The organism is Streptomyces noursei, assembly GCF_016917755.1.
Classification (GTDB): domain Bacteria; phylum Actinomycetota; class Actinomycetes; order Streptomycetales; family Streptomycetaceae; genus Streptomyces; species Streptomyces yunnanensis.
This window is the reverse complement of record NZ_CP070326.1, coordinates 7,351,518-7,365,543: the sequence shown is the minus strand read 5'-3', so window position 1 is coordinate 7,365,543 and position 14,026 is coordinate 7,351,518. Positions and strand designations below refer to the sequence as shown.

9 protein-coding genes are annotated in these 14,026 nt (G+C 72.6%); 3 read left to right on the top strand and 6 right to left on the bottom strand.

The annotated features are described in order from the left end of the window. Nucleotides 1–220 precede the first annotated feature (220 nt). Together JNO44_RS32155 and JNO44_RS32150 are read right to left on the bottom strand one after the other, a co-directional pair. Nucleotides 221–1,432 (bottom strand): S8 family peptidase, encoded by a 1,212-nt coding sequence (locus tag JNO44_RS32155; protein ID WP_205367339.1) that lies wholly within the window; start codon nucleotides 1,430–1,432, stop codon nucleotides 221–223. A gap of 327 nt (nucleotides 1,433–1,759) precedes the next feature. Then, a complete protein-coding gene (locus JNO44_RS32150; protein WP_205367337.1) occupies nucleotides 1,760–2,965 on the bottom strand; it encodes a macrolide family glycosyltransferase in 1,206 nt (401 codons plus the stop codon). Nucleotides 2,966–3,148: 183 nt separating this feature from the next. On the opposite strand from JNO44_RS32150, the gene JNO44_RS32145 reads away from it, so the two are divergent. After that, a complete protein-coding gene (locus JNO44_RS32145) occupies nucleotides 3,149–4,036 on the top strand; it encodes an aminoglycoside phosphotransferase family protein (protein WP_205367335.1) in 888 nt (295 codons plus the stop codon). A gap of 39 nt (nucleotides 4,037–4,075) precedes the next feature. Here JNO44_RS32145 and JNO44_RS32140 read toward each other — a convergent pair whose 3' ends face one another. Together JNO44_RS32140 and JNO44_RS32135 are read right to left on the bottom strand one after the other, a co-directional pair. Further along, on the bottom strand, nucleotides 4,076–4,789 hold the full coding sequence (locus JNO44_RS32140) for an exonuclease domain-containing protein (RefSeq protein ID WP_205367333.1): 714 nt from the start codon (nucleotides 4,787–4,789) through the stop codon (nucleotides 4,076–4,078). Between the two features lie 214 nt (nucleotides 4,790–5,003). Beyond that, nucleotides 5,004–6,254 carry an SAV2148 family HEPN domain-containing protein gene (locus tag JNO44_RS32135; protein WP_205367332.1) on the bottom strand — a complete coding sequence of 417 codons (1,251 nt, stop codon included), beginning with the start codon at nucleotides 6,252–6,254 and terminating at the stop codon, nucleotides 5,004–5,006. A 566-nt stretch (nucleotides 6,255–6,820) separates the two neighbouring features. Here JNO44_RS32135 and glgX point away from each other — a divergent pair. Continuing rightward, nucleotides 6,821–9,079: a glycogen debranching protein GlgX gene (gene glgX / locus JNO44_RS32130; protein WP_205367331.1), complete on the top strand. Its 2,259-nt coding sequence runs from the start codon at nucleotides 6,821–6,823 to the stop codon at nucleotides 9,077–9,079. Nucleotides 9,080–9,101: 22 nt separating this feature from the next. On the opposite strand, the gene JNO44_RS32125 is transcribed toward glgX, so the two are convergent. Beyond that, a complete protein-coding gene (locus JNO44_RS32125) occupies nucleotides 9,102–10,373 on the bottom strand; it encodes an MFS transporter (RefSeq protein ID WP_205367330.1) in 1,272 nt (423 codons plus the stop codon). A 164-nt stretch (nucleotides 10,374–10,537) separates the two neighbouring features. Here JNO44_RS32125 and treY point away from each other — a divergent pair, with 164 nt between their 5' ends. After that, nucleotides 10,538–13,057 carry a malto-oligosyltrehalose synthase gene (gene treY / locus JNO44_RS32120; protein WP_205367329.1) on the top strand — a complete coding sequence of 840 codons (2,520 nt, stop codon included), beginning with the start codon at nucleotides 10,538–10,540 and terminating at the stop codon, nucleotides 13,055–13,057. A 57-nt stretch (nucleotides 13,058–13,114) separates the two neighbouring features. Here treY and JNO44_RS32115 read toward each other — a convergent pair whose 3' ends face one another. Next, nucleotides 13,115–13,996 carry a LysR family transcriptional regulator gene (locus JNO44_RS32115; RefSeq protein WP_205367327.1) on the bottom strand — a complete coding sequence of 294 codons (882 nt, stop codon included), beginning with the start codon at nucleotides 13,994–13,996 and terminating at the stop codon, nucleotides 13,115–13,117. Nucleotides 13,997–14,026 lie beyond the last annotated feature (30 nt).

Here is a 14,026-nt window from a genome sequence, read left to right as displayed (position 1 = left end):
ATGGTGCTGATGCCGAGAATCGGCGTGACTCCGTGCATGTCACCGACGGTAGCCACGCTCGGCCGTCCACGGATTCGGAGGGAGCCTCCTGTGGATAACCCGACGCGGGGGAAGGCGCGTTGGCGGGCCGCGGGCACGGCGACGCCGGCCGCCGCGCCCCGTGGGGGCGAGCGCGACGGCCGGCGTCAGGTGCCGAACGACCCGATCGGCTGCTGGCGGACTACTGCACGACCTTCAGCAGCTTGTTGGGCGTGCCCTGGCCCGGGTTGCTGATCTTGTCGGGGGTGGCCCCGTCCGTCAGCGCCTTCTCCACGTCGGCCGGCTTGGCGTCCTTGTGGTCGGCCAGGTAGATCGCGGCGGCACCCACGACGTGCGGGGTCGCCATCGACGTGCCGGAGATGGTCTTGGTGGCGTCGTCGCTGGTGTTCCAGTCCGAGGTGATGTCGGAGCCCGGAGCGTAGAGGTCGACGACGCTGCCGTAGTTGGAGAAGTCGGACTGCTGGTCGTCCTTGGTGCTGGAGGCCACCGTGATGGCCTCCTTGACGCGCGCCGGGGAGCCCTGGCCCGCGTCGGTGGACTCGTTGCCGGCCGCGACGCCGAAGGTGACACCGGAGTCGATGGCCTTCTTCACGGCCGCGTCGAGCGCCTCGTCCGCGCCGCCGCCGAGCGACATGTTGGCGACCGAGGGGCCCTTGTGGTTCTTGGTGACCCAGTCGATGCCCGCGACGACCTGCTCGGTGCTGCCGGAGCCCTGCGCGTCGAGGACCTTCACGGCGACCAGTTTGACCTTCTTGGCGACGCCGTGCGCGGTGCCGCCGATGGTGCCGGAGACGTGGGTGCCGTGGCCGTTGTCGTCCTCGGCCTTGTTGCTGTTGTCGATGGCGTTGAAGCCGTAGGACGCGCGACCGCCGAAGTCCTTGTGGCTGATGTGGATACCGGTGTCGATGACGTAGGCGGTGACGCCGTCGCCCGCGCTGTCCGGGTAGTTGTACTTGCCGTCACCGTTGGTGTCGGTCTGGTCGATGCGGTCCAGACCCCACGACGGCGGGTTCTCCTGGGTGCCGTCGATGTGGAACGTGTGGTTCTGGACGACCTTGTCGACGGCCGGGTCGGCCGCCAGGCGCTTGGCGTCCTCGGCGGACAGGCCGGTGGTCGAGAAGCCGTCGATGGCGGAGGTGAAGGTCCGCTTGACCTTGCCGCCGTACTTGGCGGCAAGGTCGCCGCTCTCGGCGGCGTGCATCGAGGCGGATTTCTTCAGCAGCACGATGTAGCTGCCGGTGACGGCGCCCTTTGCGTCGGCACCGTAGATCTTGCCCTCGGCGGCGGGCGACGCGCCCGCGGTGACCGCGGTGACGGCGGCGATACCAGTGGCGGCCACGGCGGCGGATATCGCCGTGATGAGCCGCTTCTTGCTGGAACGCTTATGAGCCATGGCGAGGGTTCTCCTCGTTCGTGGTGTGGGGGGAAGCGTTGCGAAGAGCCCGAGGAGACCGCGAGATCTCCGGCGGACTGGTTCGAAACCCTGTCGGATTGACGAGTGCAATTCAAGGGCCGCCGGGCCGTGTGAGATTCGCAACAACCCTGTAGAAATACAAAGGGTTTCAGAAGTACCCAAAGGACGCGCTGGAGTTGACGCACACCGACTCAACTCCGTTTACATGTGCGCAACGAAGGGGGACAGCTGACGATTCATTTGCTCGTCAACCATCCCCCTGTGGCAGGCTCGCGCCTCGCAAGATCTGCGTACCGGCGGTTACGCCTACGGGAGTTGGGCCTCGATGAGATCGGCGGCCCGCCGGCTGCCGCCCTCGTCCGCCATCTCGGCGCGGATCCGTCGGAGCGTCGCGGCCACATCGGGATCGTCGATCAGCGAGCGCACCGCATCACCCAGTGCCCGCGCCGTCACCTGCCCGTTCGCCAACTGCCGTGCGACACCGAGCCTTTCCAGGGTGTCGGCGTTCATGAACTGGTCGGCGGCCTGCGGTACGCACACCATGGGCACCCCGTTCGCCAGGCCCTCCTGGCTGCCGCCCATCCCGGCATGGGTGACGAACATGTCCGCCTGGCGGAGGATCGCCAGCTGTGGGACCCAGGTGTGCACCGCGACGTTGTCCGGGATCTCGCCGAGCACCGCCGGGTCGGTGAACTTCCCGATCTGCAGCACCACATGCCAGTCCGGCCGCCCGCCGAACTCCTCGATACAGGCCCGGTAGACCTCCGGCGCATCGGTGAACACCGAGCCCAGGGAGACCAGGAGCACCTTGGCGTCCGGCGCGAGACCGGCGGGCCGCCGCCAGTCGCCCTGCGCGGAGCGGTCGCCCTGGCAGGAGCCGACGAAGGTGAAGACGGAGGGGTCGACCCGGTCGGCGTTCGGCTGCATGGCGCGGGGGATCAGGACGATGGCGCGGGCGGGGCGGGCGGAGAGGAAATCCGGCTCGACGACACCCGGCACGCCGTGCTCATCCAACCAGGCCCGGAAGCGGGCGTAGTAGGCGCGGCCGCGCTCGGCGCGCAGCACCTCCTCGCGAATCCCCTTGCCAACCTCCTCTTCGTAGCCGTCCCAGGCGACCATGTGCGGGGTGAGCTGGATGGCCGGAACTTCCCACCAGTGGGCGAGCAGCGGCGCCGGGAACGCGGCGCTGTCATGGAGGACGAGGTCCGGGGTGTCGCCCTCGTAGGCCGCGGCGAGCTGCGGCAGGGCCTGTACCGCGTCGTCGAGGAAGGGTTCCAGGTGGTCGAGGACGTCCGGGCCCCAGGACTGCGGATTTTCATCGATGGGCAGGACGGAGGTCCACGGCCGGTGTTCGGCGCCGGTGGCGGCGACGAGATCGGCGAAGGCGTCCGGGATGGCGTAGCTGACCCGGTGCCCACGGTCGACCAGTTCACGGATGACGTCGAGGTTCGGCTGGACGTGGCCATGCGCCGGGATGCTGAACATGGCGATGTGCGAGGGGTGCTGAGGCATACCCAGGACCTTATGCGAGACGATACGTATCGTTCAACGGCGAAAAGTCGCCACACCAGGGGTGCGGCGGGCGGTCAACTCCCCCACCCGGCAGTGTTCTTCCGACGGCGGGCGGACGGGCCCCGGAGCGGCATCGGGCACCTGCGACACTGGTCGCGAGACCGCACCGCAGGAGGCAACCCGATGACCGAACCCAGCCCTGCCTTCACCGAGGCGCGTGCCCGGGACGTGCTGGCCGCGGCCGGGCACCCCGGCGCGGCGGCGGACGCCCGGCTGCTCGCACTCGGTGAGAACGCCGTCTTCGCCCTGGGCGAGCGCGGCCCGGTCGTCCGGGTCGGCCGCAGCGCCGAACTGCTGGCGCGCGCCGAGCGGGAGCTGGCCGTGGCGCAGTGGCTGGCGGCCGAGGACGTCGCGGCCGTGCGGGCCGCGGAACCGACCGCACGGCTCGTCGACGGGCACCCCGTGACGTACTGGCAGCAGTTGCCGGAGGCCGTCCGGCCCGCCGCGCCGCAGGACCTCGCCGAGCTGCTCAAGCGCGTCCACGCGCTGCCCGAGCCGCCGTTCGCGCTCCCCCGGCGCGAGTTGCTGGACGGCGTGGAGCGGTGGCTGCGGCTGGCCGGCGACGCGGTGTCGCCGGCCGACGCGGAGTATCTGCGGGGCCGGCGGGATGCCTTCGCGCTGGCCGCGACGGCGCTGGAGCCGCATCTGCCACGCGGCCCGATCCACGGCGACGCGCTGCCCCGCAACGTCCACATCGGGCCCGCCGGGCCGGTGCTGGTCGACCTGGAGACCTTCTCCTCGGACCTGCGCGAGCACGACCTGGTCGTGATGGCGCTGAGCCGGGACCGCTACGGGCTGGGCGCGGAAGCCTACGACGCCTTCGTGTCGGTGTACGGGTGGGACGTCCGGGACTGGGAGGGCTGCGCCGTCCTGCGCGGATCCCGGGAGACGGCGAGCTGTGCCTGGGTCTCCCAGCACGCGCCCGGGAATCCGGCGGCGCTCAAAGAGTTCCGACGGCGGATCGCCTCGCTGCGCGAGAAGGACGCGGCGATCCGGTGGTACCCGTTCTGAGGCGGTGACCCGGCCTCCGGGCCGCACCGGCCGGGTGCCTCAGCGCTGAAACGGGATCAGCGGCCAGGCCGGCTCGACTCTCGCCCGCGGGTCGCCGGACCGGCGCAGATACGCCTGGAACGAGGCGGCCTGCTCGGCGGCGGCCTGCTCCTGGAGGGCGTGCAGGGCACGCGGCGAGGGCAGCGCGACGGCCGGGTACTTCTCCCCGATGCGACGGGCGACGCCGGCCGCGGCCACCGCGTCGGCGCCCGCCTCGTGCGCGCCGTCGAGCGGTACGCCGTAGTGCCCGCAGAGCGCCTGGAGCGCACGCTTGCCCTTGCGGTAGCGGTCCACGTGCTTGTCGAGGACGAGCGGGTCGATGACCGGGGCGGGCGGTCGGCCCAGCCGGTCGGTCAGCGTCGGCACGCCGTGGCGACGGCACTCGCGGTCCAGGAGCGAGAGGTCGTAGCGGGCGTTCATCACCACCAGCGGTATGTCCGCGCGCAGGACCTCGGCCAGCGCCTCGGTGATCTCCGCTATGGCAGCCGCCGGCGCTCGGCCGTGCTCCTGGACGTATGCGGTCGACATGCCGTGGATCTCCGCGGCCTCGTCGGGGATCGGCACGCCCGGATCGAGCAGCCAGGACCGCTTGTCGGCCACCCGGCCGTCCCCCTCCAGCCGGATCAGCGCGGCCGTGACGACGCGGTCCTGCTCGACGTCGGTGCCGGTGGTCTCCAGGTCGAAGCCGACCAGCAGCTCCTGATGCCAGCTCATGCCGAAACCTCGCTTCGCCCGACCCCGCACCGGCGCGGCGCACACCCCTGCTCGATGCCGTCCCGGCCCTCGGCCGGGCCGATCCCCACGCTGCGCTCACTCATGCGCGGCCTCCTTCGGTGGTTCCTCCCCCGTGGTCCGACCACTCTCCCACGCGCCACTGACAACGGGCCGGGCCGCCCGGCCCGCCGCCCGGCCCGCCGCCCGGACCGGCTCAGGAGACCGGCCGCGAGTCCGCCCAGACGCTCTCGAACTCCTCGCGGTAGATCTCGAAGAGCCCGTGGTCGATGTCCCGGCCGTCGCGGGCGTCCTGGCGGACCACCTCGCGGCCGCCCCCGCGCAGTACGAAGACCGGCGACTCCATCCCGCGGCTCTTGCGGAGGTAGTGCTGGACGACGGCTATCCCGTCGGGCCCGTCGCCGTCGACGAGGTAGGCGGTGAAGCGCGGGGTCTCGTCGAAGACCTGGATCTCGAAGGCGCCGGGGTCCCGCAGCCGGGCCCGGACCCGGCGCATGTGGAGGATGTTCATCTCGATGGAGCGGCTCATCTCGCCCTTTTTGAGGCCGATTTCGCGCTCCCGGCGGCGGACCGCGCTGCTGGCCGGGTTGAGGAACAGCACCCGGACCCGGCAGCCGGACTCGGCGAGCCGGACCAGCCGACGGCCGGAGTAGTTCTGGACCAGGAGGTTGAGTCCTATGCCGACCGCGTCGAGGCGGCGGGCGCCGCCGAAGAGGTCCTCGGCGGGCAGCTGGCGCTGGAGCCGTACCCGGTCGGGGTGCACGCCGACCACGTCGGCGTAGCGGTCGCCGACGAGGTCCTCGACGGCGTCGATGGGCAGCCGCCCGGAAATACGGGTGCCGGCCCCGGAACCGAGGATGTCCAGCAGACGGGCGGAGGCCCGCTCGGCCTGGGCCAGGACGGTCTCGGACAGCGCGCGGTTGCGGGAGACGATGTTGCGGGCCACCTCCAGCTCGTCCAGGACCAGCTCGACCTCGCGGCGGTCGTCCACGTAGGGCTCGAAGCAGGGCCAGTGCTGGACCATCAGCTCGCGGAGCTGCGGGAGCGTCAGGAAGCTGACGATGTTGTCGTCGGCGGGGTCGAGGAGGTAGCCCTTGCGACGGCTGACCTCGCGGACCGCGACCGCGCGCTGGACCCACTCCTGGCCGGCGGGCCCGGCGGCCGCGATGACCCATTCGTCGCCGTGCACCGGCTCGTAGATGGGGCGCAGGACGGCCGCGACGACGGCCCGCAGGCGCTGCTCGACGAGATTCAGCCAGATGTAGGCGCGACCGGCCCGTCGGGCCCGGGTCCGCACCTCGCTCCAGGCGTCGGCCCCCCAGTCCAATTCCGCGCCGATCTCCAGGGGGCGGGCCAGGGACACCGTGCCGGGCGGTGCGTCCACGGAGCCGCCCTCGTGGCCCTCATGACTCTCGTCACCAGGGGGCAACTCCAGCCCGCCGCTCACCTGCCACCGCCTCCCGAACCCCCGTGCCAACGATCAAGGCAGACTACTGCGGCGCGGGGGGCGGTGCAGCAGGATGCATCGAGTCGGATGCCAACTCCCCTTATTCATAGTGCCGGTTGTGGCCGGAAGGTGTGGGGGGAGTGAGCGGTTTCATAGCCAGGGCAGGAGGCGCGGACCGATTCCGGCCCACGCGATGGAGTGTTCCGACGGCGGGCCGTTGACATCGCGCCGCGAGGCCGGGCCGGGCGCGGGGCGCCGCGGTGGGCCGGAATGTCGCTGGCGAACCGTCGGCATTTGATGTAGTCCGTCGAAGAGGTCCGCTTGAGGGACAGCCGTACCGGTCCGCCGCCCCGTACACCGACCGTCCATGCCGGCCACCGACCCCGATCGGCGCACGGTACGACAATCCGACATTACAGAAGACGACCCACCATTCAGCGGAGTTCACACGAAAATCTCCCACTATCCGGCAGTTTGGGACATATGGGGGAAGGAATCCGATTCGGTCCGCGGACGTGTGTCGTGGAGCCGCCGCCGCCCCGTAGAGAAAGTGGAAGAGTCTACGCATGCAGGTCTGGCCGGGACAGATGTATCCGTTGGGTGCCACCTACGACGGTGCGGGCACCAACTTCGCGGTGTTCTCCGAAGCCGCCACGCGCATCGAACTGTGTCTGCTGCACGACGACGGGTCGGAGACCGCCGTCGAGCTGCGCGAGTCCGACGCCTTCGTACGGCACGCGTATCTGCCGGGGGTGATGCCGGGACAGCGCTACGGCTTCCGGGCGCACGGCCCCTACGAGCCCGAGCGGGGGCACCGCTGCAATTCCGCCAAGCTGCTCCTCGACCCGTACGCACGGGCCATGAGCGGCGTGATCGACTGGGACGAAGCGGTCTACGGCTACCGCTTCGGGCGCCCGGAGGTGCGCAACGACCTGGACTCGGCGCCGCACACCATGGCGTCGGTGGTGGTCAACCCGTACTTCGACTGGGGCGACGACCGCCCGCCGCGGACCGCCTACCACGAGACGGTGCTCTACGAGGCCCACGTCAAGGGCCTGACCATGCGCCACCCCGAGTTGCCGGAGGAACTGCGCGGTACCTATGCGGCGCTGGCGCACCCGGCGATCATCGACCACCTGACGGCGCTGGGGGTCACGGCCCTGGAGCTGATGCCGGTGCACCAGTTCGTCCAGGACCACCGGCTGGTGGACGCCGGGCTGAGCAACTACTGGGGCTACAACACCATCGGCTTCTTCGCCCCGCACAACGCCTACGCGTCCTGGGGGGACCGCGGGCAGCAGGTGCTGGAGTTCAAGACCGCGGTCCGGGCGCTGCACCGGGCGGGCATCGAGGTCATCCTCGACGTCGTCTACAACCACACCGCCGAGGGCAGCCACCTGGGGCCGACGCTGTCCTTCCGGGGGCTGGACAACGCCTCCTACTACCGGCTGTCGGACGACCGCCGGTACTACATGGACACCACGGGCACCGGCAACTCCCTCCTGATGCGCAGTCCGCACGTGCTCCAACTGGTGATGGACTCGCTGCGCTACTGGGTGCAGGAGATGCACGTGGACGGGTTCCGGTTCGACCTGGCGGCGACGCTGGCCCGGCAGTTCCACGAGGTGGACCGGCTGTCGTCGTTCTTCGACCTGGTGCACCAGGACCCGGTGGTCAGCCAGGTGAAGCTGATCGCCGAGCCGTGGGACGTCGGGGAGGGCGGCTACCAGGTGGGGAACTTCCCGCCGCTGTGGACGGAGTGGAACGGGAAGTACCGGGACACCGTGCGGGACCTGTGGCGCGGCGAACCGCGCACGCTGGCGGACTTCGGATCCCGGTTGACCGGTTCGTCGGACCTCTACCAGGAGGACGGGCGGCGGCCGCTCGCCTCGGTCAACTTCGTCACCTGCCACGACGGTTTCACCCTGCGCGACCTGGTCTCGTACAACGACAAGCGCAACGAGGACAACGGCGAGGACAACCGGGACGGCGAGCGCTTCAACCGGTCGTGGAACTGCGGGGTCGAGGGGCCGACCGAGGACCCCGGAGTGCGCCGGCTGCGGCTGCGGCAGATGCGGAACTTCCTCGCCACGCTGATGCTGTCGCAGGGCGTGCCGATGCTCAGCCACGGCGACGAGTTCGGCCGCAGCCAGCGCGGCAACAACAACGCGTACTGCCAGGACAACGAGCTGACCTGGGTGCGGTGGCCGGAGCCGGGGGCGCCGGGCAGCGCCGGGGCGTTCGACGCCGACCGGCCCGACGGAGCGGACGGGACGGACGAGGCGGGCGAGGCGGACGGGGGCGAGGCGGTCGAGGGGGACGGCGGGGCGGTGGTCGACACGCCGGCGGCGGCCGAGCGGGAGGAGGAGCTGGCGCTGCTGGCGTTCGTCCGGCAGATGGTGTGGCTGCGGCGGGACCACCCGGTCTTCCGGCGGCGGCGGTTCTTCCAGGGGCACCCGATGGAGGGCACCCACGACGAGCTGTCCGACATCGCCTGGTTCACCGAGGTCGGGGCGGAGATGGGGACGCGCGACTGGCAGTCCGTCCACGCCAAGTCGCTGACGGTCTTCCTGAACGGGAGCTCGATCTCGGAACCGGGGCCGCGCGGCGAGCCGATCACCGACGACTCGTTCCTGCTGATGTTCAACGCCCATGACCAGGAGAAGGAGTTCACGGTGCCGGAACACCTGGGCCGGCAGTGGCAGGTCGTGGTGGACACCGACCGGCCGGCAGCGGCGGCGGACGGCCGGGGCGCCAAGGTCAAGGGCGGCGACCGGCTGACGTTGGTCGGGCGGAGCCTGCTGGTGCTCCAGCGGCCGGCCTGAGCCTGCGGGGGGGGCCAAAGGCTCAGGGGGCCGGGGTGCGGTCCGCCGCGGCCCCCCGGCCGGGCCGGGCGGTGCGGACGGGGGCGGTGGGCCGGGAGCCGGCGCGGGTGGCGAGGGCGACGCCGAGGATCAGCACGGCGGCGCCGACGGCGACCGCGAAGGCGGCGGACGGGCCGTACGCGTCGGCGAGCCGCCCGGAGACGGCCAGCGCGACGGCCTGGCCCCCGACCACCGCGCTGGTGAGGAACGCCATCGACTCGGCCAGCCGGGTGGCGGGCACCAGCCGTTCGGTGAGCCCGAAGAGAGTGATCAGGTGCGGCGCGAACGCCACCCCGAGCACCACGACGACCAGGTAGAGCGCGGCCATCGACCGGACGAACAGCAGCGGCACGGACAGCACGATGAGCGCGGCGGCGGCCGCCCGCCAGCGGGTCGGCAGGCCGATCCGGGCCGGTACCAGCGCGAGCGAGAGGCCAGCGGCGGCGCTCATCACGCCCATCGCCGCGTACACCAGCCCCGCCTGGGCGGGCTGGTGGAGGCGTTCGGTGAGCGCGGTGATGCCGGCCTGGCAGGCGCCGAACATGGCGCCCTGGAGGGCCGTCGACAGGCGCATGGCGTGGACGGCGCGGGGCATCCGGGTGCGGGCGGGGCGGACGGCCCGGGCGGCGGCGTTCGCGGCGGGCCGCACGGCGACCGCGGTCGGGTGCAGCGCGAACGCCGAGCCGCAGACCGCCAGCAGCGCCGCGGCCAGGGCCAGCGCCACCGCCGGGTGCGCCAGGGTGGCGGCCAGCCCCACCAGCGCCGGACCGAGCACGAACGACACCTCGTCCAGGGTGCCCTCCAGGGACAGCGCGGCGCTCACCACCCGGTCGTCGGCCGCCGCGCGGTGCGCCAGGGCGACCAGCCGGGTGCGGGCCAGCGGGCCGATCTGGGGCACGCTCGCCCCCGCCAGCAGGCCGATCGCGGCGAGCGGCGGCGTCGCCGTCCGGGCCAGCGCGGCGGTCACCAGAGCCGCCACCGCCAGCGCGTTGAGCCAGCAGGCGACGAGCACCACCGGGCGCTGGCCGTGCCGGTCCGCGAGCCGCCCCATCAGCGGGCCGGCGACCGTCTGACCCGCCGCCAGGGCGCCGCCCACCAGGCCCGCGGTGGTCAGCGAACCACTGGTCTCGGCCACCAACAACACGCTGCCGAGCTGGCACATGGCGGTCGGCAACCGCCCCAGGAAGGAGACGGCGGGCAGCAGCGGCCCGCTGAGGGCGAGCACCCGGCGGTAGGTGGCGGTGGCGGCGGTCATCACAAGAAGCTATCCACCGCACCGGCACGATCCGTAGCGGCGGTACGTACAAAGCGATACCGCGAAGGGGCTTTCCGGTTCGGACGAAAACACGACCGGCGGGACGGCCCGGGATGACGCAACCCGATGACAGAACGGGCCGTCGGCGGGGTACGGGTGTTCCCATGACGCAGCCTTCGAGTCCGTCGCCGACCGCCACCTACCGGCTGCAGCTCCAGCCGGACTTCCCGTTCGCCGCCGCCGAACGGGCGGTACCGTATCTCGCCGCCCTCGGGGTGTCCCATCTGCACCTCTCCCCCGTACTGGAGGCGGTGCCGGGGTCCACCCACGGGTACGACGTGACCGGCCACGCGGCGGTCCGGGCGGAGCTGGGCGGCGAGGAGGGGCTACGGGCGCTGGCGGCGACGGCCCGGGCGCACGGCCTCGGGCTGGTCGTCGACATCGTGCCCAACCACATGGCGGTGCCCGCGCCGCTGTCGCTCAACGGGGCGCTGTGGGAGGTGCTGCGCGACGGGCCGGCGTCGCGGTACGCGCACTGGTTCGACATCGACTGGGACGGCGGGCACGGGGGACGGCTGTTGCTGCCCGTCCTGGAGGGGCGGATCGGCAACGAGCTGCCCCGGTTCCGGGTCGAGCGCGGGCTGCTGCACTACGGGGAGCAGGTCCTCCCGCTGCGCCCCGGTACGGAACTGCTGCCGCTGCCGCGTCTCCTGGAGGCGCAGTGGTACCGCCTCGCCTGGTGGCGGTTGGCCCGCACCGAGCTCAACTACCGGCGCTTCTTCACCATTTCGGAGCTGATCGGGATCCGCGTCGAGGATCCGGAGGTGTTCGACGCGACGCACGGGACGGTGCTGCGGCTGATCCGGGAGGGGGTCGTCGACGGGCTGCGGATCGACCATCCGGACGGGCTGGTGGATCCCGGGGGCTATCTGGCGCGGCTGCGGGCCGGGACCAAGGGCTGTTGGACGGTGGTGGAGAAGATCCTGACCGGCGCCGAGCGGCTGCCGGACGGCTGGGCCTGCGCGGGCACCACGGGCTATGACGCGCTCCGCCACCTCGACGGGCTGTTCGTCTGCCCGCAGGGCGCCGGGCGGCTGTTCTCGCACTACCGCGACTTCGTCACCCCGTTGGCCGACGAGGGCGGCGACTGGGACGAGACGGTCCGCCGAGCCGCCTACGAGGTCGTCGAGCACGACCTGGCGGCGGAGGTGGAGCGGCTGGTACGGACCGCGGCGCGGATCGGCGAGCGGGTGCCCCGGCCGGGCGACCATGCGCCGTGGGCACTGCGGCAGGCGGTGCGGGAACTACTGGTGCGGCTACCGGTCTACCGGCCGTACGCCGGGGAGGCCACGGACACCGCCCGGGCCGCGGCGGACGCGGCGATGCTGCGCGCCGCGGCGGAGCGGGCCCGGGCCACCTTCCGGGTGCCGGAGGAAGCCGGGGCGGTGGATCTGGTCCACGACCTGGTGCTCGGGCGGTTGGGATACAACGCGGACGGCGCGGACGGCGCGGACGACGCCCCGGGTCGCGATGCCGCGGAGCGCGAGGCCGTGGAAACGGACGCCGTGGATCCCGATGTCGCGGACTTCGCCGCGCGGTTCGCGCAGACCGCGTCCGCGCTGCACGCCAAGTCCGTGGAGGACACGGCCTTCTACCGCTACCCGGTGCTGCTGTCGGCCTGCGAGGTCGGGGGCGATCCCGGGGAACCCGCGCTGGGGCCCGGGACGTTCCACGAGTACTGCGCACGGCTGCAGCGCGACTGGCCGGAGAGCGGCACGGTGCTCTCCACGCACGACACCAAGCGCAGTGCCGATGTGCGGGCGCGGATCGCGGTGCTGTCGGAGTGCCCGGACCGCTGGCGGGACGTGTTGAACGTGGTGGCCGACGGGCGGGAGGTCGCGGACGGTGCGGTACGGGTGGATCCCCTGGTGGCCTGGTCGGCCTGGCAGACCGCGTTCGGGCTGGGTGCGTCCGCCACCGGCGGCCCGACGGCGGAGCAGTTGACGCCCGCGGTCCTCAAGGCGGTGCGGGAGGCCGGGTTGCGCACGACCTGGACGGAGCCGGACGCGGTGTACGAGGAGGCGGTGGCGGAGTTCGTCCGCAGCGGGCCGTGCGGTCCGGCCGCCGACCGACTGGCCGCGCTGGAGGCCGAACTGTCCCCGTACGTCCGGGCGAACGTACTGGCCGCGACGCTGCTGCACCTCACCATGCCGGGCGTGCCCGACCTCTACCAGGACACCGAGCGGGAGTACGCGGCGCTGGTCGACCCGGACAACCGGCGGCCCGCGCGGTGCGATCCGGGGCCGCTCGCGGCGCTGGACGACGGTGCCGCGCCGGCCGGGCTGTCCGCCGAGAAGCTGCGGCTGACGGCCACCGCGCTGCGGCTGCGGCGGGCGCACCCGGAGTGGTTCGGCGCCGCCGCGTCGTACGAGCCGCTGGCCGCGGAGGGCCCGGCGGCCGAGCACTGCGTGGCGTTCGTCCGTGCGGGACGGGTGGTGACGGCGGTGACCCGGCTGTCGCTGCGGTTGCAGGAGACCGGCGGCTGGTGGGACACCGGGCTGCGGCTGCCCGCGGGCGGCGACTGGCGGGAGCTGCTGACCGGCCGCACGCTGGCGGGCGGTGCCGCGGTGGGGGTGGACTCGCTGTTGACGCAGTGGCCGGTGGCACTGCTCGTACGGGAGTAGCACCGAGCGGCAAAGGCGGCGGCAGGGGTGTCGCGGCCGGGCATTCTTGACGCTGCGTCAGGAACCATCGGCGGCGCCCCACTCCCTCAGCAGCTCGGTGAACTCCGCGGCGGCGCCGGTCAGTTCCACCCGCGAGAAGACCGTGATGTCGCGGCGCCACGGCGGGTCGGTGGGTATCCGCGCGCAGTCCAGGCCGGTCAGTTCGTGGGCCGCGGTGAGCAGGACGCCGACGCCGGCCGAGGCCATCCGGACGGCCGTCGAGGTGTGCTGGGTGCGGACGGCGGTGCGCGGGGTGAAGCCCGCCCGCTCGCACTCCACGTCCAGCCAGCGGCGGCCCGCCAGCACCGGTTCCAGGCTGCACCGCACCCAGGGCCGGTCCGCCAGGTCCGTCAGGCGCAGCGACTCCCGGGCGGCGAGCGGGTCGTCGTGCGGGACGACCACCACCATCCGCTCCCGGCCGACGACGGTGACCGGCCCCGGCCAGTCCTCCGGGCGCGGCCCCAGCGCCACGTCGGCCACCCCGCGCACCATCTGGTCGGTCAGTTCGTCGGTAGTGGCGTACTCGTGGAGTACCAGGCGGACCCCGGGGTGCAGCCGGGTCCAGCGGGCACAGACCGCCGGGAGCACCCCGATGGCCTGGGCGTGCACCGTCGCGATGTGCAGTTCGCCGCTCTCCGCCCCGCCGGCGGCCAGCGCCGCGCGCCGGGCCTGGCGGGCGCTGCGGACGGCGAGTTCGGCGTGCGGGTAGTAGGCCCGGCCCATCGCGGTCAGCCGCACGCCGCGGTTCATCCGCTCCAGCAGCGGGCCGCCGACCTCCCGTTCCAGCGCCTTGATCTGGTGCGAGAGCGCGGACTGGCTGACGTGCAGCGCCTCCGCGGCCCGGGTGAAGGACTGTTCCTCGACCACCGCCACCAGGTATTCCATCTGCCGCAGGCTCATCCGCCGCTCCCCGCCTCCCCCGTGCGCTCC